Here is a 25,096-nt window from a genome sequence, read left to right on the forward strand (position 1 = left end):
GGTGGTTTTTGAACGATGATCTGCGCCATAAGTTCCCCGCGCCCCGTTCGGGGCGGCGGCTCGATCACAAATAAGGGCAAAGACATGGATTTTTCGCGATTGCAGGCGTCGAGCAAGATCGGCGAGGACTGGGTCTATCCGCAGCCGCCGTGCCTGAATTTCGGCTGGCTCGAAGTCGACCGCGATCCCGCGCACCGCATCTATTGGGAGGAATATGGCAATCCCGCGGGCGAACCGGTGATGTTCCTCCACGGCGGTCCGGGTGGCGCCTGCGCCCCCGTCATGGCGCGCTTCTTCGACCCGAAACGTTATCGCGTGATCCTGTTCGACCAGCGCGGCTGCGGCAAGAGCGAGCCCAATGTCGCCTCGGCGGGCCCCGCGGTGGCGCTGGCGAAAAACACCACCGCCGACCTGATCGGCGACATCGAGAAATTGCGCGACAAGCTGGAGATCGCGGGGCCGATGCACGTCTTTGGCGGCAGCTGGGGCAGCACGCTTGCGATGGCCTATGCCATCGCGCATCCCGAGCATTGCGCAAGCCTGATCCTGCGCGGCATCTTCCTGGGGGCGCCCGAGGATCTGCTCTATCTCTATCAGGGCAATGCCGCGACGTGGGCCGACGATCCCTACGCCCTCACCGAACCCGGCGCTTATATGAAATATCCCGCGGAATGGGCCGAACTCCTGTCGGTGCTGACCCCCGAAGAGCGCGGCGACGTGATGAAATCCTACAAGGCGATCTTCGACATGGTCCCCGCGACCGAAGCCGAGACGGAGCGCCAGCTCAAGGCGGCGCTGACCTGGTCCTTGTGGGAGGGCGTGATTTCGAACATGATTCCCGAGACGGCCGACACCGGCAAGTTCGGCGAAGCCGATTTCGCGCTCTGCTTCGCGCAGATCGAGGCGCATTATTTCGCCAACGCGCTGTTCCTCCCGGCGGGGCATTTCTTCGACAATATCGCCACGCTCGCCGGCATTCCCACCCATATCGTCCACGGCCGCTTCGACGAGGTGTGCCCGCTGACGCAGGCGTCAAGGCTCGTCGCAGCGCTGCGCGGGGCCGGGGCGGAGCCCGCCACTTACGTCGTGACCAACGCCGGACATAGCGCGATGGAGCGCGAGAATGCGCTGGCGCTGACCGCGGTGATGGACGGGCTGGCGCGTATCGGGGAGTGACGGAACGGCGATAGCGGAATCATCCTTGAAAAACCGCGCGTGTCCCCGCGAAGGCGGGGACCCATCTCCGGTCGGTTGAAAATGGCGCCGGTCGGAGATGGGCTCCCGCCTTCGCGGGAGCACAGAGGGGATTTGCAACGGCTGAGCCGGAAATCGGCGCCAATTTCCATGCAATTTCAACGATAAGGAACGAATTTCCCCGCTTTCTCCATTTTATTCACACACGCGATAGTGAATATTGACTCGCGTGAGAATCTTGCCGATAAGCTGGGCCCAGATCGGCGGCAACGACCGCTGACGGGAGGGAGAGTTTGATATGAAGGCTCAGCTTTTTGTGTCCGCCTCGGCGGCCGCCCTGTTCGCATCGCCCGTTTCGGTCATGGCGCAGGAGGCGGAGACGCCATCCGCCGATACCACCGCGCAGGAACAGCAGCGCGATGATCGCGACATCATCGTCACCGCGACCCGCCGCACCGCGCGCTTGCAGGACGTGCCGCTCAGCGTCACCGCGTTCGGGCAGGAGGAGCTCGACGACCTCGGCATCGTCGGGTTCGAGGGGATCGCCCAGAATACGCCCGGCATCGTCGTCAACCGGCCGACGCAGAATTTCAACAATTTCACCGCGCGCGGCATCAACACCAACGGCTATTCGGCCGGTCTCCAGAGCGCGGTCGCCATCTATGTCGACGAACTGCCGATCTCGGCGAACGGCAATTCGACGATCCTCGATCCCAATCTCTACGACGTCGAGCGCGTCGAGTTCCTGCGCGGGCCGCAGGGCACCTTGTTCGGGTCGAACTCGCTCGCGGGCGCGATGCGGATCATCACCAAGAGCCCCGACCTCGACGATTTCGAGGCTTCGGCGAGCGTCGACCTCGGCCTCACCGGGTCGAGCTCGGTGCGCCAACGCTATAATGCGATGGTGAACCTGCCGATCATGAAGGATGAGATCGCGCTGCGCGTCACCGGCTATTACCGCAACGAGGACGGCTGGGTCGACAATATCGGCACCGGGATCGAGGATTCGAACAGCCTCGAGGCGTTCGGCGGACGCGCGATCCTGCTCCTCCAGCCGAGCGACCGGATGAAGGTCAAGCTGCTCGCCTCCTACGAGAACAGCAAGCCCGCGGACTCGGCGCTGACCAACCCGCTGCTCGGCAAGTTCGTGCGCAATTCGGACCGCCCCGACCTGTTCCAGGGCAAGCTCACCAATTATAATGTGACGATCAATTACGAGTTCGATTTCGCCGAGCTGATCAGCTCGACGACGCTGTCAGACTATGACGCCTCCTTCTATGTCGACCTTGCGGGCACTTTTGCGCAGGCCTTTCCCTTCGCGCTCGATGCCTATGGCTTCGATGACCTGTTCGTTCAGGAAACGCGGCTGGTGTCGCGCCACGACGGGCCGATCGAATGGGTCGCGGGCTTCTTCTATTACGACAAGCGCCGCACCGTCGATTTCGCCTATCGCTCGAGCCTCGAATATCTGACCGATAACAATCTGACCGGGCTGCCCGACGAATATTACCAGCGCTTCAACAGCTATACCGACCAGAAGGAGATCGCGGGCTTCGGCGAAGTGACCGGGCGCTTCAGCGACAGTTTCTGGGTCACCGGCGGGCTGCGCTACGGCAGCACCGAGGTGCAGAGCTTCACCCGCGGCGGCGGCTATAACAGCAATTATCTGACGCTCGCTTTCCTGGGCGTGCAGAATTTCCCGCTCACCGTCACCGATATTCCCTATTCCGAAGGGCTGAAGGTCAAGGACGACCGCCTGTCGTGGAAAGCCAGCGTGTCGTGGAAGCCGGTCGACAGCCTGACCACCTATGCCACGGTGTCGACGGGGTTCCGCACGCCGGTCGTCAACGCGCGCGCCGGGCTGGTCAGCGCGATCGATCCCGACGACCTGATCATCCCCGACGGCGCGAAGTCGGACAGCGTGACCAATTACGAGCTCGGGCTGAAGGGCCGCTGGCTCGGCGGCGATCTCGTTGCCAATATCGCGGCCTATTATATCGACTGGAAGGATATTCAGGTTCAGGCGAACCGCGTCTCGGACTCGATCCAGTTCGCGACCAACATTGGCGGCGCCGAAAGCTATGGCCTCGAATTCGAGTTTCTCGCGCGGCCCGTCCAGGGTCTGAGCCTCGCGCTCAACGGTTCGTTCAACCGCGCGAAGGTCACCGACCTGACGCCCGGCGAGGCGGCGATTTCGGGCGCCGAGCTCGGCACCCGCCTGGCTTCTCCGCATTTTCAGGGGTCGGGCACGCTGCGCTATGATTTCGCGATCGGCGGCGGCGACAGCGCCTATGCCGCGGTCAATGTATCGCACGCCGGTTCCTTCCCGAACCAGTTCCCCAATGTGCCGGGCAATCCCGCTGCGGTCAGCCCGACCTACGATTTCACCGAGGCGTGGACCAATGTGAACCTCTATGCCGGGGCGAAGCTGGGGGCGATCGACCTCGGCGCCTATGTCGAAAATCTCTTCGACGACAGCAAGATCACCTATGTCCATCCCGAGGCCTTCCTCGACGGCCGCTACGCCCGCATGCGTCCGCGCACGATCGGCGTCCGCGCCAACTACCGCTTCTAACCGGGGCGAGGAGATGAAAGGTCCGATGATCCGCCGCCTGTCCGGCTTCGCGCTTGCCGTCGCCGCGCTCTGTGCCTCGCCGGTCGCGGCGGCGGGGCCGGTGGTCGACGCGCCCGCGGGCAAGGTCGAGGGCAGCGAGACGAAGGGCATCCGCGTCTTCAAGGGCATTCCTTACGCTGCGCCGCCGGTCGGCAAGCTGCGCTGGGCGCCGCCGCAGCCGGCGGAGCACTGGGCGGGCGTGCGCGGCGCGACGCGCTTCGGCGCGGCGTGCATGCAGCCCGGACCGCGCGGTCCCAGCATCTATGCCTGGGACCTACCGGCGATGAGCGAGGATTGCCTGTCGCTCAACATCTGGGCGCCCAGGCAAGCAAAGGATGCGCCGGTGTTCGTGTGGATCCACGGCGGCGCGCTGACCGGCGGGTCGGGGGGCGATCCGATCTACGACGGCAGCGCGCTCGCCGAGCGCGGGATCGTCGTCGTGTCGATCAACTACCGGCTCGGCGCGCTCGGCTGGTTCGCGCATCCGCAGCTCAGCGCCGAATCGGCCGACGGTGTGTCGGGCAATTACGGGCTGCTCGACCAGATCGCGGCGCTCAAATGGGTCAAGCGCAACATCGGCGCCTTCGGCGGCAGCGCGGGCAATGTGTCGATCGCGGGCGAGTCGGCGGGCGCGCTCAGCGTCATGTATCTGATGACCGCGCCCGCCGCGCGCGGGCTGTTCCACAAGGCGGTCGCGCAGAGCGCCTATATGGTGTCGGCGCCGGGGCTGCGTGCGCCGCTGAACGGCATGGTGCCCGCCGAGGCGCAGGGCGTTGACCTCGCCGCCAGGCTCGGCGCCGCCGACCTCGCGGCGCTGCGCGCACTGCCCGCGAAGGAAATCGCCGAAAAGGCGCCGAGGGCGGGCTATTTCCCGTTCCCCGCCGTCGATGGCAAAATCGTGCCGCGCCAGCTGGTCGACAGCTTCGACCGCAACGAGCAGGCGCCCGTGCCGATCCTCGCGGGCTTCAACGCCGGTGAAATCCGCTCGCTGCGCTTTCTACTGCCCAAGCCGCCGGGCGACGCCGCGGCCTATGAAGCCGCGATCCGCGCCAATTACGGCGAGTTCGCCGACGCCTTCCTCGCACGCTATCCGGCGAAGAATATCGAGGAAAGCATGCTCGCGGCGACGCGCGACGCGATGTATGGCTGGACCTCCGAACGGCTGGTGTCGAACCAGGCGGCGCTGGGGCAGGGCGCCTATTTCTATTATTTCGACCATGGCTATCCGGCGACCGCCGAATGGAATCTCCACGCCTTCCATGCCGCCGAGCTGCCCTATATTTTCGGCACCGCGGGCAAGACGCCGCCCTTGTGGCCGAAGATTCCCGACGACCTGACCGAGCGCTGGCTCGCCGATGCGATGGGCGATTATTGGGCGAGCTTCGCGCGCAGCGGCCGCCCGCAGGCGGAGGGCCAGCCCGACTGGCCCGACTATTCGGACGACGCGGGTTTCCTCCATATCGTCGAGGCGCCGAAGGCGGGGCACCGCCTGCTCCCCGGCACCGCGGCGCTGCACGAGGCGGTGATGTGCCGCCGCCGCGCGGCGGGCGACATAGCGTGGAACTGGAACGTCGGCGTCATCTCGCCGCCGCTGCCGCCGAAAGCCGCGGGGTGCCAATGATCGACGGTTCGATGCAATCCTATGGCCTGACGCTCGACAAATTCCTCTCCCACGCCGCCAAATGGCACGCGCAAGCCGAGGTCGTATCGGCCGCGGCGGACGGAAGCATCGCGCGGATCGGCTATGCCGCGCTTTACGAACGCGCGCGGGCGGTGTCGGGGGCGCTGCATGCGATGGGCGTGCGTGCGGGGCACCGCGTCGCGACGCTCGCGTGGAACACGCAGGGGCATCTCGAAAGCTGGTACGGGATCATCGGCATGGGCGCGGTGTGCCACACGCTGAACCCGCGGCTGACCGCGGCGCAGATCGGCGCGATGCTGGTGCAGTCCGAAGCGGGGGTCCTGCTCGTCAGCCCCGACCTGCTGCCGCTCGCCGAAGCGGCGACGCGCAATGTCGGGAGCGTGCGGCGGATTCTGCTGCTCGACACCGCCGAAGCCGATGCGGGCGAGGGGGATGGCCGCGTCGCGGTCGGCGCGCTCGAACCGGCGCTCGCGGCGGCCTCGGCCGACGTCGCCTGGGGGCAATTCGACGAGAACAGCCCCTCGGGGCTCTGCTTCACCTCGGGCACCACCGGCGCGCCGAAGGGCGTCACTTACACCCATCGCGGCTGTTATCTCCACACGATGCGGCAGTTGCAGGCCGATGTGATGGGCGTGCGCGCGCGCGACGCGGTGCTCGCGGTGGTGCCGATGTTCCACGCCAACGCCTGGGGGTTGCCCTTTTCGGTTCCCGCCGCCGGCGGCAAGCTCGTGCTGCCCGGCCGCCACAGCGACGGCGCGCATCTGGCGGCGCTGATCCGCGGCGAGGGGGTGACCGCGGGGGTCGGCGTGCCGACCGTGTGGCTGGGCCTTGTCGAACATCTTGAGCGCGAGGGGGGCGACGTGCCGACGCTCGAGCGCATCCTCGTGGGCGGCGCGCCGATGCCGCCCGCGCTGATGGAACGGATCGAACGACGGCTGGGCGCCGAGGTGCAGACGAGCTGGGGCATGACCGAGCTGTCGCCGCTCGGCACCGCGGCGGTCCCTGGCGATCCCGATCGCACCGCCGGCGTGTCGGGAAAACCCGCGATCGGCATCGACCTGCTGCTCACCGACGCCGAGGGACGCGCGCTCGCCGAGCAGCGCGGCGCCGAGGGGCATCTGCGCGTCCGCGGGCCGAGCGTCGTCGAACGCTATTTCGGGCAGGATGAGCCCGCGACCGACGCCGATGGCTGGTTCGACACCGGCGACCTCGCGCGGCTCGACCGCGCCGGCAATCTGACGATCACCGGGCGGTCGAAGGACCTGATCAAATCGGGCGGCGAATGGATCAACCCCGCCGAGATCGAGGCGCTGGTCGGCGCGCTGCCGCAGGTGTCGCTCGCGGCGGTGATCGGGCGCAGCGATCCCAAATGGGGCGAGCGGCCGATCCTGCTGGTCGAGACCAACGGCGCGTCGATCAGCGACGAGGACCTGCTCGCGCCGCTGCGCGAACGCGTCGCCTCCTGGTGGATTCCCGACGCGATCGTACGGCTCGACGCGATGCCGCTCGCGCCGACCGGCAAGATCGACAAAATGCAATTGCGGGCCGATTACGGTCAGGTGTAGGCCCGTCGGGCCGCGATATGACAAGTGCGGATGAAGTGCGGAAGGACAGGAATTTGGCGTCGAAGGCAAAGAGTGCGGTGAAGCGCCCGTCGAAGGCGGAACAGCGCGCCGAAATGATGGAGCAGATCCTCGACACCGCCGAACTCCTGTTTTCGAAGCACGGCTTTCACGGCGTGACGCTGAAGGATGTCGCGAAACAGGTCGGGGTCCACCACACTTTGCTCAACTATTATTTCGACGACAAAAGGAGGCTGTTCGACGCGGTGTTCGCGCGGCGCGCCGTGGTGACGATCGACAAACGGATGCAGGCGCTCGACGATTACGACCGCGCGGCGGGCGGCAAGCCGACGGTCGAAGGCGCGCTCCACGCCTTCCTCGACACCGACCTCGATCTCTATATCCAGGGCGGCGAAGGCTGGAAGAATTACGGCGCATTCGGCGCGCAGGCGTCGAACAGCCCAGAGGGCGCCGAATTCATGGACAAATATTTCGACCCCGTCGTGCTCCGCCTGATCGAGATATTGAAAAAGGCGCTGCCCGACGCGGCCGAGGAAGATATTTTCTGGGGCTATCATTTCGTCACCGGCGCGCTGATGCTGACGCTCGCGCGCACCGGGCGCATCGACAAATTGTCGCACGGCCTCTGCCACTCGGACGATTATGAAGCGGTCAAGACGCGCATGGCGCGCTTCATGGCCGCGGGCTTCCGCGAAATCTGCGACCAGCGCAAGCAGGACAGGGGCTAGGCGTGATCCTTCCCCCTCGGTCCGTCATCCCGGCGAAGACCGGGATCTCGCCGGTGCCTCAGACCGAGACGGTGAGATCCCGGCCTTCGCCGGGATGACGGGAAAGAAAGGCAGTTTCGGGCTACCCAAGCCATAAAGGGCTTGGCGGCGGGGGCACATCGGCCCGACTGCGAGATGAAATATATTCACTCACAAGTGAGTTATGATAATGAGGAAAGCGGAATGATGGACGAACTCAAGGACAGGGTGGCGATCGTGACGGGCGCCGGCGGCGGGCTCGGCCGGTCGCATGCGCTGTTGCTCGCGCGGCATGGCGCGCGCGTCGTGGTCAACGATCGCGACGGCGACGCCGCCGAACGCGTCGCGGCGGAGATCGCCGAAGCCGGCGGCCTCGCGATGGCCGCCGCCGCGTCGGTGACCGACGAGGCCGAGGTCGCGGCGATGGTCCATGCCGCGACGATGGCGTGGGGCGGCGTCGATATATTGATCAACAACGCCGGCATCCTGCGGGACAAGAGCTTTTCCAAGATGAGCCTGGAAGATTTCCGGCAAGTGCTCGACGTGCACCTGATGGGCAGCGTGCACTGTATCAAGGCGGTGTGGGAGATCATGCGCGAACAGCGCTACGGCCGCATCGTGATGACGACTTCCTCGTCGGGCCTCTACGGCAATTTCGGGCAGGCCAATTACGGCGCGGCGAAGATGGCGCTCGTCGGGCTGATGCAGACGCTGGCGATCGAGGGCGAGAAATATGATGTCCGCGTCAACTGCCTCGCGCCGACCGCGGCGACGGCGATGACCGACGGCGTGCTCGCACCCGACGCGCTGGCCCGGCTCGCGCCCGAAGCGGTGAGCCCCGGCCTGCTCGCGCTGGTGGGCGAAGATGCGCCGACGCGCGCGATCCTTTGCGCCGGGGCGGGGCATTTCGCGGCAGCGCATGTGACGCTGACCGGCGGCATCTACGTGGGGCAGGGCGAAGGGGCGGCGCAGCGCGTCGCCGCCGAATGGGACCGCGTCGTGGATCGCGGCGGCGAAATCGTTCCGGCTTACGGCTTCACGCAGGCCGAACGCGAGCTGGCAAGCGCGGGCTTCACCGCGCCGACGATGGCGGCCGCGCGCTGAAATTCCCCGGGGGTGCGCGCGGACGGGCCAGAGAGTCCGCCGCCGCTGCCGGGCAAGATGGGAGAAGGAAGATGGCTACCGACGCGGAAGCCTTGCCGGCCGGCGGGGACAAGAAACAGAACGAAAAGCTCGTCATCGGCGCGTCGTCGCTGGGGACGGTTTTCGAATGGTATGATTTCTACCTCTACGGGCTGCTCGCCAGCGCCCTGTCGCATCATTTCTTCTCGGGCGTGAACGAGACGACGGGCTTCATCCTCGCGTTGATGGCCTTTGCCGCGGGTTTCGCGGTGCGGCCGTTCGGCGCGCTCGTCTTCGGGCGGGTCGGCGACATCGTCGGGCGCAAGAACACCTTCCTCGTCACCATGGCGATCATGGGGCTGTCGACCTTCGCGGTCGGTTTCCTGCCGGGTTACGACACGATCGGGGTTGCGGCGCCGATCATCCTGATGATCCTGCGGCTGCTCCAAGGGCTGGCGATCGGCGGCGAATATGGCGGCGCGGCGGTCTATATCGCCGAACATGCACCGCCCGGAAAGCGCGGCTTCTATACCAGCTTCATCCAGACCACCGCGATGATCGGGCTCATCCTCGCCTCGACCTTCGTCGTGTCGCTGCGCCTCTTCATGGATGCCGACAGCTTCGACGAATGGGGCTGGCGCCTGCCCTTCATCTTCTCGATCCTGCTCCTGTCGGTCGCACTGTGGATCCGCCTCCAGCTCGAGGAGAGCCCGGTCTTTCAGCGTATGAAGGCGGCGGGCGAAACCTCGAAGGCGCCGCTCAAGGAGGCTTTCGGCGAATGGCGCAACCTCAAGATCGTGCTGATCGCGCTGTTCGGCGCGGTCGCGGGGCAGGCGGTGATCGGCTTCGCCGCGCATCTCTACCCGCTCTTCTATCTCGAACGGATCGCGCGGGTCGACGGCGCGACCGCCAATTTCCTCGTCGCCGCCGCGCTGACGATCATCATCCCGAGCTTCGTCTTCTTCGGCTGGCTCAGCGACAAGATCGGGCGCAAGCCGATCATGATGACCGCCTGCGTCATCGCGGTCTTCGCCTATTTTCCGCTCTACAAGGCGCTCGTCGTTGCGGCGAACCCGGCGATGGCGGCGGCGATCGAGCGCGCGCCGGTCGCGGTCGTCGTCGATGGCGGCGAATGTTCGTTCCAGTTCGACCCGATCGGCAAGAACAGCTTCGATGAAACGAGCTGCGACATCGCCAAATCCTATCTGGCGAAGAATGGCATCAACTATGCGAATGTCGCCGCGCCCGCCGGCACGGTCGCGTCGGTGCGGGTCGGCGACCGGGTCGTCGCGGTTCCCGATCCCGCGGGGCTGGACAAGGACGCGCGCGCCGCGGCGGTCGCGTCCTTCGGCGCTGAGGCGAAGGCGGCGCTCGACGCCGCGGGCTATCCGGGCGAGGCCGATCCGGCGCAGGTGGACAAGGTCAAGGTCATCGGCATCCTCTGTATCTTCGGCTTGCTCGCGACGATGGTCTACGGCCCGCTCGCGGCCTTGCTGGTCGAGCTGTTCCCGGCGCGCATCCGCTACAGCTCGCTGTCCTTGCCCTATCATATCGGCAACGGCTGGATCGGCGGCTTCATGCCGACGATCGGCTTCGCGATGGTCGCGGCGACGGGCAATATCTATCAGGGGCTGTGGTATGCGGTCGCGATCGCGGCGGTCACCGCGGTCGTGGGCATCCTCTTCCTGCCCGAAACCTACAAGCGCGACATCGAGGCCTGACCGGGCTGGACCGAAATACCGCCTTCCTTGGCTCGTCATCCCGGCGAAGGCCGGGATCTTATCGCCTCGGCCTGACGCACCGGCGAGATCCCGGCCTTCGCCGGGATGACGCTCAGGTAAGAATGGGCAAACTCTACGCGGCGGCGGTGACGAGCAATTGCCTGAACGCCGCCGTCGCCGCCGCCACCGCCGCGGCGTCGACGCAGCGCGCATCGTCGCCCGCGACATGGTGAAAGCGGTGGAGCCCGAAGACCCCGGCGACCGACGGATAGCCCGCGGCGATGATCGCAGTGAGTTCGCCCGCCGACAAGCGGTCGCTCGGATAGGGCGATTCGAGACCCGCCAGCCCGGCGAACAGCCGCCGCGCGGCGGGCAGCAGCGGCGGGCTGACGACCAGGTAACGCTGCGAATCGCTGCCGGCGAGCGGGGCGAGCCCGAACAGGCCCTCGTGCCAGTCGCGCGCCGCGACATTGGCGCCGAGGTGGAGCCAGAAATGCGTCTCGGCGGGTTTGGGCGCGGCGGCCTTGAGCGCCTCCTCGGCGCCCAGATTTTCATATTCATGGCCGCTGTTGCACAGGAAGAAGAGGTCGTGATCGGGCAGCAGTTCGGGCGCCGCGCGCGCCAGTTCGAGCCAGGCGGCGATGCCGCCGCCGCGCTCGCCTGCGCAGCCGAACCAGCCCGACCGCGGCGTCGACACGGTGATCCACCGGCCCTTGCCGCGGTCGAGCCGTCCGATCAGGTTGAACGCCGCGCGGCGCCCGCCGCGGCCCGCCAGCGTCACGCGCGCCGCCTCGCGCCGCATCGCGGCATCGAGGAAGGGCGCCGCTTCGGCGGGCGCGAGCAAGCCGACGGGGCCCGCGAACATCGGCGCGCGGCCGTCGGCGTTGAGCGCGATCACCTGTCCGGTGGGGCCGTTGGTGACGATCACCGCCGCCTTTGCGCCGCCCGCGAAGGCGGCATCGACCGGCGCGCGGACCGGCTTGGCGAGCGCCGACGACCAGCGGCCATAGGGCAGGTCGACGAGCGCGATCGCGCCCGCGAGCGGCGCGTCCGCCTTGCCCTGCGCATCGACGCGGACGAGCGGCCCGGTCGCGCCTTCGCTGGGCGTCGGGGTGACGATCGGCTGCGGATGCAGCGGCGCGCGCGCTGCGCCCGCGACGATCTCGCAGCCTTCTCCCTCGAACCACGGGACGCTGATCGGCAGCTTTTCGACCGCGAAGCCCGCGCGTTCGAGCTCGGCGGCCAGCCAACCGCCGCACGCCGTGTCGCCCGCGCCGCCCGACCGCTTGTTGCCGAAGCCGATATAGGCCGAAAGATCGGCGGCGACCGTGTCCGGCGCAGTGGCCGCTCCTCGCGCGTTCGCCGTGCCCGCGAGCGGCAGCGCCGTCGCCCCGGCCAGAAAGCCGCGCCGCGTGGGTCTCGTCATCTCGCCTCTCCCGCGCTTGATATTAACTCACGTGTGAGCGTAAGTCTGGTACGGGACGATGGCAAGCATCGCCGAAGGGAATTGGTGGCGCAGTTTGAAAAGCAAGACGTGATTTTTCTTTCTTCGTCACCCCGGACTTGATCCGGGGTCCCGCTTCTCACCGTCGCTGAGCGGGACCCCGGATCAAGTCCGGGGTGACGAGGAGGGTCGTCGGACCTTTCAAAGTCAAACGGAAGGGAAGGGGAGGATATATGAAGGACATCGCGGCGTCCGGCCAGCTATTCGTCGCCGCCCTTTTCCTGCTCGCGGTCGCAGTGGGCGGTCCTGTCTTCGCCGCCGAAGCGCCGACAGCGACGATCGCCGAGGGCCGCGTCGCGGGCGCGTGGGAGGATGGGCTGCGCGTCTTCCGAGGCATTCCCTACGCCGCGCCGCCGGTCGGCGAACGCCGCTGGCGCCCGCCCGCACCCCCGGCGAAGTGGGCGGGCATTCGCGACGCCCGCGCCTTCGGTCCCGACTGCGTCCAGCCCTCCTATCCCGCCGCCAGCGTCTATTTCGAGCCGCCGCGCCCGATGCGCGAGGATTGCCTGACGCTCAACATCTGGGCGCCCGAACGCGCCGAGGGCGCGCCGGTGATCGTCTGGATCCACGGCGGCGCGCTGCAATATGGATCGAGCGCCGGCCCGATGTACGACGGGCGTGAATTTGCGAAGCGCGGCATCGTCTTCGTGTCGATCAACTACCGGCTCGGCGTCCTCGGCTGGCTCGCGCATCCGGCGCTCAGCGCCGAATCGCCCGGCGGCGTGTCGGGCAATTACGGCCTGCTCGACCAGATCGCGGCGCTGACATGGGTGCGGCGCAATATCGGCGCTTTCGGCGGCGATCCGGCGAATGTCACGGTGATGGGCGAATCGGCCGGCGCGCTCAGCATCACCTATCTGCTCGCCAGCCCGCGCGCGAAGGGGCTGTTCGCGAAAGCGATCGTCCAGAGCACCAACATGCGCGCCGTGCCGCATCTCCGCGACGCGGCTTTCGGCCTGCCATCGGCCGAGGCGACCGGAAGCGCGCTCGCCGACAGCGCGGGCGCCGCCGACCTCGCGGCGCTCCGGCGCGCCGATCCGCAGGCGCTCGCCGCCGCCGGGCGGCGCGTGCGCTTCATCGCGCAGCCGGTGGTCGACGGGGCGGTCGTGCCCGGCCAGCTGGTCGATATTTTCGACCGCGGCGAACAGGTGAAAGTCCCGGTGCTCGCAGGCTTCAACAGCGGCGAGGTGCGCAGCCAGCGCGCGCTGGTCTCCCCCGCGCCGGCCGACGCCGCGACCTATGAGGCCGAGGCCGCGCGGCGCTACGGCGACCTCGCGCCCGCCTTCCTGCGGCTCTACCCGGCGTCGGACCGCGAGGAGAGCCTGCTCGCGGCGACGCGCGACGCCGTCTATGGCTGGGCGACCGAGCGGCTCGTGCGCGGGCAGGCGCGCGCCGGGCAGCCCGCCTATCTCTATCTTTTCGATCATTGCTACGCCGCGGCGCGGGCGCGGGGCCTTTGCGCCTTCCACGCCAGCGAGCTGCCCTTCGCTTTCGGGGTTGCGGGAGGTCCGCTCGGGGGCCTCGCCAACTGGCCGATGCCGGCGGGCGAAGCGGATCGCGCGCTGGCGCGGCGGATGATCGCCTATTGGACGGCGTTCGCCGCGCACGGCGTCCCCGCGGCCGACGGAGCGCCGGAATGGCCCGCCTATGGCGAAGCGGAAAATTTCATGCGCTTCGGCGCCCGCCCCGTGGCGGAGCGCGATATGCTGCCCGGCATGTTCGAATTTCAGGAGGAAATCATGCAGCGCCGTCGCGGTGCGGGCGAGCAATGGTTCACCAACGGGAGTCCCGTTCCACGCCAAAGATCCGTGGATTAACATCGGCCGCTGTGCTTTATTCGGGAGACGATGGCCGAGCAGAAACCCCGCTACAGGACCTATGACAGCCCCGCCGGCGGCTGGGGCGCGGCGGCGGCGACCGCGAAGGTGCTGATGGAGCAGAGCGTCGTCACCAAAGGGTCGCGCGCGCTGCTGTCGATGAACCAGCCCGGCGGCTTCAAATGCCCGAGCTGCGCCTTCCCCGACGCGACCTGCACCAAGAAGCTCGAATTTTGTGAAAACGGCGCAAAGGCGCTCGCGCACGAAGCGACGAAGTTCCGCGTCACGCGTGACTTCTTCGCGCAGCACAGCGTGACCGAGCTGATGGAACAGTCGGACTATTGGCTCGAAATGCAGGGGCGGCTGACCGAGCCGATGCGCTACGACGCCGCGACCGACCATTATGTGCCGGTCAGCTGGGACGACGCTTTCGCGCTGATCGGCAGTCACCTCCGTGCGCTCGAAAGCCCCGATCAGGCCGAATTCTACACTTCGGGCCGCACGGCGAACGAGACGGCTTTTCTCTATTCGATCTTCGTGCGCGAATATGGCACCAATAATTTCCCCGACTGTTCGAACATGTGCCACGAACCGACGAGCCGCGGGCTTCCGCCGTCGATCGGGGTCGGCAAGGGCACGGTGATCCTCGACGATTTCGAACATGCAGAGGCGATCTTCCTGATCGGCCACAACGCCGGGACCAATGCGCCGCGGATGATGACTCCGCTCGTCGAGGCGCGGAAGCGCGGGGTGCCGATCGTCGCGGTCAACCCGATGCCCGAACGCGCGCTGATCAAGTTCACCGAGCCGCAGGACATCATGCAGATGGCGACCTTCGGCTCGACAGCGATCAGCAGCGAGTTCGTGCATATCAAGGTCGGCGGCGACCTTGCGCTCCTCAAGGGCATGATGAAGACCCTGTTCGAGCGCGAGGCGGCGGGCGAGCCGGTGCTCGACCACGCTTTCATCGCCGAGCACACCGAGGGTTTTGCGGCGCTGAAGGCCGACATCGAGGCGCAGCACTGGCCCGACCTCGCCGCCGCCGCCGGGATCGACGAGGCGCAGATTCGCCGCTGCGCCGAAATCTACATCCGCTCGAACGCGACGATCATCTGCTACGGCATGGGGGTGACCCAGCATCAGCAGGGGTCGCAACTCGTCCAGCAGATTGCGAACCTGCTCCTCCTCAAGGGCAATTTCGGCAAGCCCGGTGCGGGCATCTCGCCGATCCGCGGCCATTCGAACGTCCAGGGCGATCGCACCGTCGGGATCGACGAGAAGCCAGCCCAGGCCTATCTCGACCGCGTCCGCGACGTCTTCGGCTTCGACCCGCCGCGCGCGCATGGTCACCACACGGTCGAATCGGTCGAGGCGATGCTGGCGGGCACCGCCAAGGTCTTCATCGGCCTCGGCGGCAATTTCGTCCGCGCCGTCCCCGATACGACCCGTGCCTATGCCGCGATGCGAAAGCTGAACCTCACCGTCGGCATCGCGACCAAGCTCAACCGCGGTCACCTCGTCCATGGCAAGGATGCGCTGATCCTGCCCGTCGTCGCACGCTCCGAACGCATCGAGACCGCGGCGGGCGAGCAGTTCGTCACGATCGAGGATTCGATGTCGAACGTCACCGCCTCGCGCGGCGTGCTCGACCCCGCGAGCGAACATCTGCTCCCCGAAACCGAGATCGTCTGCCGGATGGCAATGGCGACGCTGCCCGAGAGCAAAATCGGCTGGGCGAGCTATATCGACGATTATGGCCTGATCCGCGACAAGATCGCGCAAGTCTATCCCGCGCTCTACGAAGGCTTTTCGGAACGCATCGAGGCGCCGCTCGGCTTCCATCTCGACATCCCGCCGCGCCGCCGCGCGTGGGCGACCCCGAACGGCAAGGCGAATTTCCTCGTGCTGCCGGGGCTTGCGGTCAACGCGCCGGTCGACGATCCCGATATGCTGCGGCTCGCTACCGTCCGTTCGCACGACCAGTTCAACACGACCATCTACAGCTACAGCGACCGCTATCGCGGCGTGTATAACGACCGGATGATCCTGTTCATGAACGCTGACGACATCGCCGACCGCGGCTTCGCCGCGGGCGCTAAGGTCGCGCTCGAAACGATCGGCGCCGACGGCATCGCGCGCCGTGTCGACGGGCTCACGATCCTCGACTATCCGATGTCGCGCGGTTCGGTCGCGGGCTATTATCCCGAGCTCAACCCGCTGCTTCCGCTCGCCTTCTACGACCGGACCAGCGGCTGCCCCGCGGCGAAGTCGATCCCGGTGCGCGTCGTCGCGATGCGCTAACTCGCTCCGTCCGCCAACCTATCGAGGTCGGCGGCACTGTTGACGTTGGGCGGCACGAAATCGCTCGTCACGGCGCGCGCGCCGATCCGCCGCGCAAAGGCGCGGACCGCAAGGTCGCCGTCCGCCTCCAATATCGCCCGGAGTTCGCTGAGCGCCGCGACGGGCCACAGTCCGATCACCGGCTGGCTGGCGAGAAAGGCGGGCGGCCGGGCCAGCAGCGCACGCAGGTCGCCCGGCAGGCGAACGCAATCGACCGGCGCCGTCAGCAACTGGTCGAAGCCGCGCGTCGCCGCATGCTCCAGCGCGCCCGCGATACCGCCGAGCGGCCCCATGCCGGGGCGCGGCCAGTCGGCAATGCCGCCATCGCGGCCGACGATGACGAGCGCGTCGCAGTGCGGCGCGAGCGCGTCCTGCGCATGATCCAGCAAGGTCCGGCCATCGAGCATCGCCAGCGCCTTGTCCGACCCGAAGCGGTGCGAGCGCCCGCCCGCGAGCACCGCGCCGAGCGTCTTCACGCGATCATCCCGTGCGGGTCGCCGACGATCAGTGCCGCGTCGGTCCGCGCCAGCGCGACGAGCGTCAGCCCCGCCGCGGCTGCGCGCTCGGCGGCGAGGCTCGTCGGCGCCGAGATGGTGACGAGCATCGGACAGCCCGCGCGCACCGTCTTTTCGACGAGCTCATAGCTGCACCGCGCCGACAGCAGGATGAAACCGGTCGCCGGGTCGATGCCCGCGCGCGCCATCGCGCCCACCAGCTTGTCGAGCGCATTGTGCCGCCCGACATCCTCGCGCACGAGCCGGATCGCGCCATCGGGCGCACAGAAAGCCGCGGCATGCACCGCGCCCGTCGCCCGCCCGAGCGGCTGGTGATCGCCGAGCGCCGCCAGCGCCGCCGCTATGGCGCGGCGGCCGGTTTTGATCCGCGCGGTGACGGCGGGCAGGGGGCGCAGCACCTCCTCGATATTCTCGATCCCGCAAAGGCCGCAGCTGCTCTCGCTCACCCGTTTGCGCGCGCGTTCGAGCGCGATCCGGTTGCGTTCGGGCGGCAGCCAGATGCGCAGCGCCCAGCCGCCCTCAATGGCGTGGGCGTCGATGCGGCCGATCTGCTCCGGCGTTTCGACGAGCCCTTCGCCGAGCGCGAAGCCGACCGCATAATCGTCGAGGTCCGCCGGCGTCGCCATCATCACCGCATAGCCGATGCCGCCGACCTCGACCGAGACCGGCGCTTCGACCGCGATGCTGCGGAACAGCGCCGCATCGCCGGGCTCGGCGAGGCCGAGACGGCGGACGGGAAGGTCGATCATGTCGTTAGTCATCATGGCATGATAGCCCATCGGCTGGATTTTCCTCAACCCGGCGCATTCCGGCGTGGCGGCTTTGGGGTAGGGAACGGAGGTTGATCCAAATCATGCCCTCCCCTTCAGGGGAGGGCAGCGAGACTTGGCAGCTTGCTGCCTAGACGCAGCGGGTGGGGGCCACCGGCCTTGCGCAAGGCCGATGGCCCCCACCCCAACCCCTCCCCTGAAGGGGAGGGGCTTGCTTTTCAGCTATGGCCGCTCCCGGCCATTCGCCGTCATTCCCGTCTCTCACCCCTCCGCCGCGAAGCCAAGCCGCCGCTCTCAACCGCCGCGCCCCAGCCGCTCGGCGAGGAAATCGACGAAGACGCGCACCCGCGCCGGGGTATTCGCGCCGCCTGCGAACACCGCGTGGATCATCTCGATATCGCCGGGATTATATTCTTCGAGAATCGGGACGAGCGCGCCGCTGGCGATCTGGTTGGCGATGCTGAACGCGCCGACGCGCGCGATGCCGACCCCCGCGGCGGCGAGCTGCCCCAGCGTCTCGCCGTTATTCGCCTCGATATTGCCCCGCACCGACAGCGCATAGTCGCGCTCCCTGTCGCGGAACGGCCACACCGGCTCGGCACGGCGGAAGTTGAAGTTCAGGCAGTTGTGGTCGTGCAGTTCCTCGGGCACGCGCGGCGTGCCGTGTGCCGCCAGATAGGCGGGGGAGGCGACGATGACGCGGCGGCTCTCGCCGAGTTTGCGCGCGGTGAGCGGACTGTCGGCGAGCGGGCCGAAGCGGATCGCGACATCCGCCTGTCCCGCCGCAACATCGACCAGCCGGTCGGCAAGGCTGATGTCGACGAGGATGTGCGGATAGAGCGTCACGAACTCGCCGAGCAGCGGCACGATGGTCAGCCGCCCGTGCGCCTGCGCCGCGCTGACGCGCAGCCGCCCGCGCGGCGCGCCCTGATCGGCGATCGCCTGTTCGGCATCGCCCAAATCGGCGAGGATGCGCCGCGCGGCGCGCAGATAGGCCTCGCCCTCGGCGGTCAGCGTCAGCGCGCGGGTCGAGCGGAGCAGCAGCCGCACACCGAGCCGCGCCTCGATCCGGTCGATCGTGCGGCTCACCGCCGAGGGGGTGAGCCCGAGGCAGCGGCCGGCCGCCGAAAAACTGCCCTCCGCAATGGTCGCGGCAAACACTTCCATCGATCGCGCACGGTCGCCGCCGCCATCCATCTTTGCGTTCATTTCAAAAATCCTTCGCCTGCGCTGGCGCTACTCCGGCCAAGGCCGCGAGTCCATCTATGCGTTCAACGCAACCGAAAGGGTAGATCATGGAATATCGTCAGCTGGGATCGTCGGGACTTCGCGTTCCCGCCTTGAGCTTCGGAACGGGGACTTTCGGCGGCCAGGGGCCGTTGTTCAGCGCGTGGGGCGCGAGCGACGCGGCCGAGGCGCGGCGTCTGATCGACATCAGCCTCGACGCCGGGGTGACCCTGTTCGACACCGCCGACGTCTATTCGAACGGCGCGTCGGAGGAGATTTTGGGCGCGGCGATCAAGGGCCGCCGCGACATGGTGCTGATCTCGACGAAGACCGGGCTGCCGATGGGCGACGGGCCGCAGGACTGGGGCGCCTCGCGCAGCCGCCTGATCGGCGCGGTCGAGGATGCGCTCCGCCGGCTCGGCACCGACCATATCGACCTGCTCCAGCTCCACGCCTTCGACGCCTCGACCCCGGTCGACGAGCTGATGGACACGCTTGCCACGCTGATCGCCGCCGGCAAGCTGCGCTACGCCGGCGTCTCCAACTATCCCGGCTGGCAGCTGATGAAGGCGCAGGCCGCCGCCGACCGGCTCGGCGCGCCGCGCTTCGTCGCGCATCAGGTCTATTATTCGCTGATCGGCCGCGCCTATGAAGCCGACCTGATGCCGCTCGCCGCCGACCAGGGGATCGGCGCGCTCGTCTGGAGCCCGCTCGGCTGGGGACGTCTCACCGGCAAGATCGGGCGCGGGCGCCCGATTCCGGCGGGCAGCCGCCTCCATGAAACCGAGCAGTTCGCGCCGCCGGTCGCCGAAGAGCTGCTCTACCGGGTGATCGACGCGCTCGAAGTCGTCGCGGCCGAAACCGGAAAAACCGTGCCGCAGGTCGCGATCAACTGGCTGCTCCGGCGCCCGACCGTGTCGTCGGTGATCATCGGTGCGCGCAACGAGGAACAGCTTCGCCAGAATCTCGGCGCGGTCGGCTGGGAGCTAACCGCCGACCAAGTGGCGGCGCTCGACGCCGCGAGCGGCGTCCTGCCGCCTTATCCGCACGCCCCCTACCGGCAGCAGGCGGGCTTCGCGCGCCTGAACCCGCCGCTGGTCTGACAGGAACCAAGCCCATGAAAATCAATTTCCCGCTGCTCGCGCTCGCGACGGGCGCCTTCGGCATCGGCATCACCGAATTCGCCCCGATGGGGCTGCTCCCCGACATGGCCGAGGGGTTGGGCGTGTCGATCCCCGCCGCGGGGCTGCTCGTCTCGGCCTATGCGCTCGGCGTGATGCTCGGCGCGCCGCTGATGACGCTCACCACCGCGCGGATGAACCGGCGTACCCTGCTGATCGGCCTCATGGCGATCTTCACGCTCGGCAATTTTCTGTCCGCCGTCGCGGGCGATTATACGACACTGATGGTCGCGCGGGTCATCACCTCGCTCAATCACGGCGCCTTCTTCGGCGTCGGCTCGGTCGTCGCGGCGAGCATCGTGCCTCCCGAAAAGCGCGCGAGCGCGGTCGCCGCGATGTTCATGGGGCTGACGCTCGCCAATGTGATCGGCGTGCCGCTGGCGCCATGGATCGGCGAGACGTTCGGCTGGCGCACCGCGTTCGGCGCGATCGCTGTCTGGGGGCTGGTCACCATGGCGGCGCTGCGCTTCGCGCTTCCCGACATTTCGCGTGCCGAGGGCGGCAACATGCTCGCCGAACTCGGTGTGCTCAAGCGCCGCGAGGTGCTGATCGCGCTCGCGCTGACCGCGATCGGATCGTCGGCGATGTTCACCGTCTTCACCTATATCGCGCCGATCCTGGAGGGCGCGGCGGGGGCGGGGACCCTGTTCGTGACCGCGATGCTGGTGATCTACGGCCTCGGCCTCACCGCCGGCAACTGGCTCGGCGGCGTTTTCGCCGATCGCTCGATCGACCGCACATTGATCGTCTCGCTCGCCGGGCTCGCCGCGACGCTTGTCGTCTTCGCGGGCGCGATGTTCCAGCCGCTCGCCGCCGCGATCACCATCTTCGCCTGGGGCGTCGCGACCTTCGCGATCGTCCCGCCGCTCCAGATGCGCGTGATGGAGGCGGCGTCCGATGCCCCTAATCTGGCCTCGGCGGTCAACATCGGCGCCTTCAACCTCGGCAATGCCGTCGGCGCCGCGGTCGGGGGCGGGGTGATCGGGCTCGGGCTCGGCTATCCGGCGGTGTCGGTCGCGGGCGCGGCGATGGCGCTCGCCGGGCTCGCGATCGTGCTCGCGACGCGGGCGCGTCCCGCCGCGTCGCCGCTCGTCGCCAAAGCATGACGATTGCCATTTGCGCCGCGCACCCTATGCAATCGCGGAGATGAAGACCGAAATCCTCGCCGTTCTCACGGGCAAGGCCCGCCCCTTTCGCGGCGACGAGCCGAGCGCGATCGGCAAGCTGCCGGTCGCGGACGCGGTCGCGATCGATGCGATGGGCCTCGTCGGCGATGAGCAGGCCGACCGCAGCGTCCATGGCGGCATCGACAAGGCGATCCACCATTATCCCGCCGACCATTATGACTGGTGGCGCGACCGGCTGGGCCAGGTTCCGCTGCTCGATGCGCCGGGCGCGTTCGGGGAGAATATCTCGACCGCCGGCCTCGACGAAAACAGCGTCTGCCTCGGCGACCGCTTCCGCCTCGGCACCGCGCTCGTCGAGGTGACGCAGGCGCGCCAGCCGTGCTGGAAGCTCGACCATCGTTTCGGGGCGAAGGGCGTGATGGCGGATGTGGTGAAGACGCGGCGGTCGGGTTGGTATTATCGCGTGCTTGAACCCGGCACGGTGCGCGCGGGCGATGCGCTCGAGCTTGTCGACCGGCCGTATCCCGAATGGCTGCTCGCCTCGCTCTTCGGCCTGCTGATCGGCGGCGAGGCGAAGGATCGCGTCGCCGATCTCCGCGCGCTCCGCGACGTGCCCGTCCTCGCCGAAACCTGGAAAGTCCGCCGCGCCAAGCTCGCCGAGCAGTTCGGCGCCGATTAGCGCGTTCGCTCGTCCTCGAAAAATTCGGTGTCGGCCTGCCGCGCTTCGGCCGCGACGCGCTCGACATGGCCGGCAAGTCGCCCGGTTTCCGCCGCCGTGAAAAGCAGCCCCAGCTTGCTGCGCCGCCAGAGGACGTCGTCGGTCGTGCGCGCCCATTCGCGCATCGCCATCCAGCGCAGCTCGGCGAGGCTGAGGCCATGCGCGATCTCGCCGCCGAGCGCGTCCCAGTCGCCCGCGCCCGCCAGCCAGCGGCGCGCGTCGGTGCCATAGGCCCGGACGATGCGGTCGACCGTCGCGGCGGAAAGAAAGGGGTAGGCGAGCTTATATTCGGCCCGGAGCGCCGCGGCGCCCTCGACCGGAAAATCGCCGCCCGGCAGCGGCGCCCGCGCGGTCCAGTGCCCGCCGGCCAGCGCGGGGACATGTTCCGCGAGCGCGTCGACCGCTTCCTCGGCGACATGGCGATAGCTCGTGATCTTGCCGCCATAGATGGTGAGCAACGGCGCGCCCTCGTCCATGTCGAGGTCGATCCGGTATCCGCGCGTCGCGGCTTCGGGGCGCCCCGATCCGTCCTCGACCAGGGGCCGCACGCCCGAATAGGTCCACACGACGTCGGCGGGCGTCACCGCCTCGCGGAAATAGAGACTCGCGCCTTCGCAGAGATAGGCGATCTCCTCGTCGCTCGCTTCCGCCTCGTCCGCCGGGCCGTCATGATCCTGGTCGGTCGTACCGATCAGCGTGAAGTCGCGCTCATAGGGAATGGCGAAGAAGATGCGCCCGTCGGGCAGCTGGAAGAAATAGGCATAATCATGGTCGAACAGGCGGCGCACGACGATGTGCGAGCCGCGGACGAGGCGCATCCGGTGGTCGGGTTCGGCATCGGCGCGCCGCAGCAGGTCGAGCACCGCGGGGCCCGCGGCGTTGACGACGCTGCGCCCCGCGAAGCGATAATGATGTCCCTGCTCGCCGACCGCATCGACGATCCAAAGCCCATCCTCGCAGTGCAGCATGTCGGCGCGCGTCCGCGTCCGCACCCGCGCGCGCCGGTCGGCGGCATCGCGCGCGTTGAGCATCACGAGCCGCGCATCGTCGACCCAGCCGTCCGAATATTCGAAGCCCTTCGCATATTGCGGCTGCAGCGGCGCGCCCGCGGCATGGCGGGTGAGATCGACCGACCGCGTCGCGGGCAGCTTCCTGCGGCCGCCGATATGGTCGTAGAGGAAGAGCCCGAGCCGCAGCAGCCAGCGCGGGCGCAGCCCGTCGCGATAGGGCAGGACGAAGCGCATCGGATGGATGATATGCGGCGCGATGCCCCACAATCGCTCGCGCTCCTTCAGCGCCTCGCGCACCAGGCCGAATTCATAATGTTCAAGATAGCGCAGCCCGCCGTGGATCAGCTTGGTCGATTTCGACGACGTGCCTTGCGCAAGGTCGCCCGCCTCCAGCAGCAGCACCCGCGCGCCGCGCCCGGCGGCGTCGCGCGCGACGCCCGCGCCATTGACCCCGCCGCCGACGACGATGACATCATAGGGGGATTGCGGTTCGGTCATGGCGGGGTCTTATCGCCGTTGCGAACGAAAAGGAATCACGCCCGGACAAATCGTCATCCCGGCGAAGGCCGGGATCTCGCCGGTGCGTGATGGCGATAGGGCGAGATCCCGGCCTTCGCCGGGATGACGAGACGGTGCGGCTTACGTATGCGCGTTGCATTCGCTTCGTGTATCCCCCAATTCTGAGCATCTATCCAAGGGGACGAATGTGAGCGTGAAAGTCGAAACATTGGTGCTGTTCGGCGCGACGGGCGACCTGGCGCAGCGCATGCTCTTTCCCTCGCTCTACAATCTCCATCTCGACGGCCTGCTCGCCGGCGCGCTGACGATCATCGGGTCGGGACGTTCGAAGATGGACCGCGCGGCGTTTCAGGCGCAGGTGCGCGAGGCGCTCGCCGAACATCTGCCCGCCGACCGCATCGAGGACGCCGGGGTCGAAAGCTTTCTCGAACGCATCGACTATTGCGCGATCGATGCCGGCGCGGGCACCGGCTATGACGAGCTCGCAGCGCTGCTCGGCGACCGCATGGGCCGCCCGATCGGCGTCTATCTCTCGACCCCGCCGTCGATGTTCGGCCCGATCGCGCAGGGCCTTAAGGCCGCGAACATCGCGTGCGCCGACTGCCGCATCGCGATGGAAAAGCCGATCGGCCACGACCTCGCCTCGTCGCGCGACGTCAACGAGCAGGTCGGCGACGCCTTTGCCGAGGACCGCGTTTTCCGCATCGACCATTATCTCGGCAAGGAAACGGTCCAGAACCTCCTCGCGCTGCGTTTCGCCAACATGCTGTTCGAGCCGCTTTGGAACGCGCAGGCGATCGACCATGTCCAGATCACCGTCGCGGAAACGGTGGGCCTCGAAGGCCGCGTCTCCTATTATGACGGCGTCGGCGCATTGAAGGACATGGTGCAGAACCATATGCTCCAGCTCCTCGCGATCATCGCGATGGAGCCGCCCGCGAGCGTCTCGTCGACCGCGGTGCGCGACGAGAAGGTCAAGCTGCTCCGCTCGCTTCGCAAGATGACCGCCGAGGATGTGAAGGCGCACAGCGTCAAGGGCCAGTATAGCAGCGGCGCGGTCAATGGCGGCGCGGTCGCGGGCTATGCCGACGAGCTCGGCCATCCGTCGAACACCGAAACCTTCGTCGCGCTGAAGGCGTTCATCGACAATTGGCGCTGGAAGGGCGTGCCTTTCTACCTGCGCACCGGCAAGCGCATGCCGCAGCGCAAGTCCGAAGTGCTGATCCAGTTCAAGCCGGTGCCGCACAATATCTTCGCGCGCGTCGGTGCGGGCAAATTGAATGCGAACAGCATGATCATCAACCTCCAGCCCGAGGAGAATATCCGGGTCAAGGTGATGGCGAAGCAGCCCGGGCTCGACCGCGAGGGGGTGAAGCTCAAGGAAGTGACGATGGACGTCTCGCTCTCGCACAGCTTTGCCGGGGAACGCCGCCGTATCGCCTATGAACGCCTGCTGCTCGATTTCATCGAGGGCGACCAGACGCTGTTCGTGCGCCGCGACGAGGTCGAGGCGCAATGGCAGTGGATCGATTCGATCCGCGACGCCTGGGCGGCGGTCGACATGGCGCCGCAGACCTACACCGCGGGAAGCTGGGGCCCGTCGAGCGCGATCGCGCTGATCGAGCGCGACGGAGCGAGCTGGCATGATTGAGACTGCCCCAAACCTTCTCCCCTTGGGGGAGAAGGATACGAAGCCTTGCGCCGCAGGCGCTAGGCGCAGTTGGATGAGGGTCTCCGCCGTTGCTT

General features: G+C 67.7%; 18 protein-coding genes. 13 read left to right on the forward strand and 5 right to left on the reverse strand.

The genetic code is table 11. The features are described 5' to 3' along the window. Nucleotides 1–84: 84 nt before the first annotated feature. The 7 genes from pip (at nucleotide 85) to QZL87_RS01675 (ending at nucleotide 10,622) form a co-directional block, all read left to right on the forward strand. Complete coding sequence (gene pip, locus QZL87_RS01645) at nucleotides 85–1,176, forward strand: prolyl aminopeptidase (protein ID WP_295322993.1); 1,092 nt, start codon at nucleotides 85–87, stop codon at nucleotides 1,174–1,176. A 316-nt stretch (nucleotides 1,177–1,492) separates the two neighbouring features. Next, nucleotides 1,493–3,769, forward strand: coding sequence for a TonB-dependent receptor (locus QZL87_RS01650; RefSeq protein ID WP_295322995.1), 2,277 nt, complete (start codon nucleotides 1,493–1,495; stop codon nucleotides 3,767–3,769). 25 nt (nucleotides 3,770–3,794) lie between these two features. Further along, the gene (locus QZL87_RS01655; RefSeq protein WP_295322998.1) at nucleotides 3,795–5,429 is read left to right on the forward strand and encodes a carboxylesterase family protein; all 1,635 of its coding nucleotides are present in this window, start codon (nucleotides 3,795–3,797) and stop codon (nucleotides 5,427–5,429) included. Continuing rightward, entirely contained in the window at nucleotides 5,366–7,015 is a 1,650-nt protein-coding gene (locus QZL87_RS01660; protein ID WP_362988312.1) for an AMP-binding protein, read from the forward strand. The genes QZL87_RS01655 and QZL87_RS01660 overlap by 64 nt, the downstream gene beginning before the upstream one ends. A gap of 53 nt (nucleotides 7,016–7,068) precedes the next feature. After that, nucleotides 7,069–7,761, forward strand: coding sequence for a TetR/AcrR family transcriptional regulator (locus QZL87_RS01665; protein WP_295323000.1), 693 nt, complete (start codon nucleotides 7,069–7,071; stop codon nucleotides 7,759–7,761). A gap of 222 nt (nucleotides 7,762–7,983) precedes the next feature. After that, complete coding sequence (locus QZL87_RS01670) at nucleotides 7,984–8,883, forward strand: SDR family NAD(P)-dependent oxidoreductase (RefSeq protein ID WP_295327112.1); 900 nt, start codon at nucleotides 7,984–7,986, stop codon at nucleotides 8,881–8,883. 71 nt (nucleotides 8,884–8,954) lie between these two features. Next, nucleotides 8,955–10,622, forward strand: a complete 1,668-nt coding sequence (locus tag QZL87_RS01675; RefSeq protein ID WP_295323002.1) for an MFS transporter — start codon at nucleotides 8,955–8,957, stop codon at nucleotides 10,620–10,622. Between the two features lie 133 nt (nucleotides 10,623–10,755). Here QZL87_RS01675 and QZL87_RS01680 read toward each other — a convergent pair whose 3' ends face one another. Next, nucleotides 10,756–12,048 carry a hypothetical protein gene (locus QZL87_RS01680; protein WP_295323003.1) on the reverse strand — a complete coding sequence of 431 codons (1,293 nt, stop codon included), beginning with the start codon at nucleotides 12,046–12,048 and terminating at the stop codon, nucleotides 10,756–10,758. A gap of 251 nt (nucleotides 12,049–12,299) precedes the next feature. Here QZL87_RS01680 and QZL87_RS01685 point away from each other — a divergent pair, with 251 nt between their 5' ends. Beyond that, complete coding sequence (locus tag QZL87_RS01685) at nucleotides 12,300–13,943, forward strand: carboxylesterase family protein (RefSeq protein WP_295323004.1); 1,644 nt, start codon at nucleotides 12,300–12,302, stop codon at nucleotides 13,941–13,943. A 30-nt stretch (nucleotides 13,944–13,973) separates the two neighbouring features. After that, nucleotides 13,974–16,244, forward strand: a complete 2,271-nt coding sequence (locus QZL87_RS01690; protein ID WP_295323005.1) for an FdhF/YdeP family oxidoreductase — start codon at nucleotides 13,974–13,976, stop codon at nucleotides 16,242–16,244. On the opposite strand, the gene QZL87_RS01695 is transcribed toward QZL87_RS01690, so the two are convergent. From QZL87_RS01695 to QZL87_RS01705, 3 genes are all read right to left on the reverse strand, one after another. Then, on the reverse strand, nucleotides 16,241–16,759 hold the full coding sequence (locus QZL87_RS01695) for a molybdenum cofactor guanylyltransferase (RefSeq protein ID WP_295323007.1): 519 nt from the start codon (nucleotides 16,757–16,759) through the stop codon (nucleotides 16,241–16,243). The genes QZL87_RS01690 and QZL87_RS01695 overlap by 4 nt on opposite strands. Beyond that, nucleotides 16,756–17,562, reverse strand: a complete 807-nt coding sequence (gene fdhD, locus QZL87_RS01700) for a formate dehydrogenase accessory sulfurtransferase FdhD (protein ID WP_295323009.1) — start codon at nucleotides 17,560–17,562, stop codon at nucleotides 16,756–16,758. Before fdhD ends, QZL87_RS01695 begins: the two co-directional genes overlap by 4 nt. A 300-nt stretch (nucleotides 17,563–17,862) precedes the next feature. Continuing rightward, nucleotides 17,863–18,777: a LysR family transcriptional regulator gene (locus QZL87_RS01705; protein ID WP_295323012.1), complete on the reverse strand. Its 915-nt coding sequence runs from the start codon at nucleotides 18,775–18,777 to the stop codon at nucleotides 17,863–17,865. An 86-nt stretch (nucleotides 18,778–18,863) separates the two neighbouring features. Between QZL87_RS01705 and QZL87_RS01710 the strand changes: the two genes are divergently transcribed. Genes QZL87_RS01710 through QZL87_RS01720 form a run of 3 tightly spaced genes read left to right on the forward strand, consistent with a single transcriptional unit; the run spans nucleotide 18,864 to nucleotide 21,782 of the window. Next, the gene (locus QZL87_RS01710; RefSeq protein WP_295323014.1) at nucleotides 18,864–19,898 is read left to right on the forward strand and encodes an aldo/keto reductase; all 1,035 of its coding nucleotides are present in this window, start codon (nucleotides 18,864–18,866) and stop codon (nucleotides 19,896–19,898) included. Between the two features lie 14 nt (nucleotides 19,899–19,912). After that, the gene (locus QZL87_RS01715) at nucleotides 19,913–21,082 is read left to right on the forward strand and encodes an MFS transporter (protein WP_295323016.1); all 1,170 of its coding nucleotides are present in this window, start codon (nucleotides 19,913–19,915) and stop codon (nucleotides 21,080–21,082) included. Nucleotides 21,083–21,122: 40 nt separating this feature from the next. Beyond that, nucleotides 21,123–21,782, forward strand: a complete 660-nt coding sequence (locus QZL87_RS01720; RefSeq protein WP_295323020.1) for an MOSC domain-containing protein — start codon at nucleotides 21,123–21,125, stop codon at nucleotides 21,780–21,782. On the opposite strand, the gene glpD is transcribed toward QZL87_RS01720, so the two are convergent. Beyond that, nucleotides 21,779–23,329 carry a glycerol-3-phosphate dehydrogenase gene (glpD, locus tag QZL87_RS01725; protein WP_295323022.1) on the reverse strand — a complete coding sequence of 517 codons (1,551 nt, stop codon included), beginning with the start codon at nucleotides 23,327–23,329 and terminating at the stop codon, nucleotides 21,779–21,781. The two genes, QZL87_RS01720 and glpD, sit on opposite strands and share 4 nt — an antisense overlap. 268 nt (nucleotides 23,330–23,597) lie before the next feature. On the opposite strand from glpD, the gene zwf reads away from it, so the two are divergent. Further along, entirely contained in the window at nucleotides 23,598–25,001 is a 1,404-nt protein-coding gene (gene zwf, locus QZL87_RS01730; RefSeq protein ID WP_295327115.1) for a glucose-6-phosphate dehydrogenase, read from the forward strand. The last annotated feature ends 95 nt before the right edge of the window (nucleotides 25,002–25,096 follow it).

The sequence above is a fragment of the uncultured Sphingopyxis sp. genome (assembly GCF_900078365.1).
Taxonomy (GTDB): domain Bacteria; phylum Pseudomonadota; class Alphaproteobacteria; order Sphingomonadales; family Sphingomonadaceae; genus Sphingopyxis.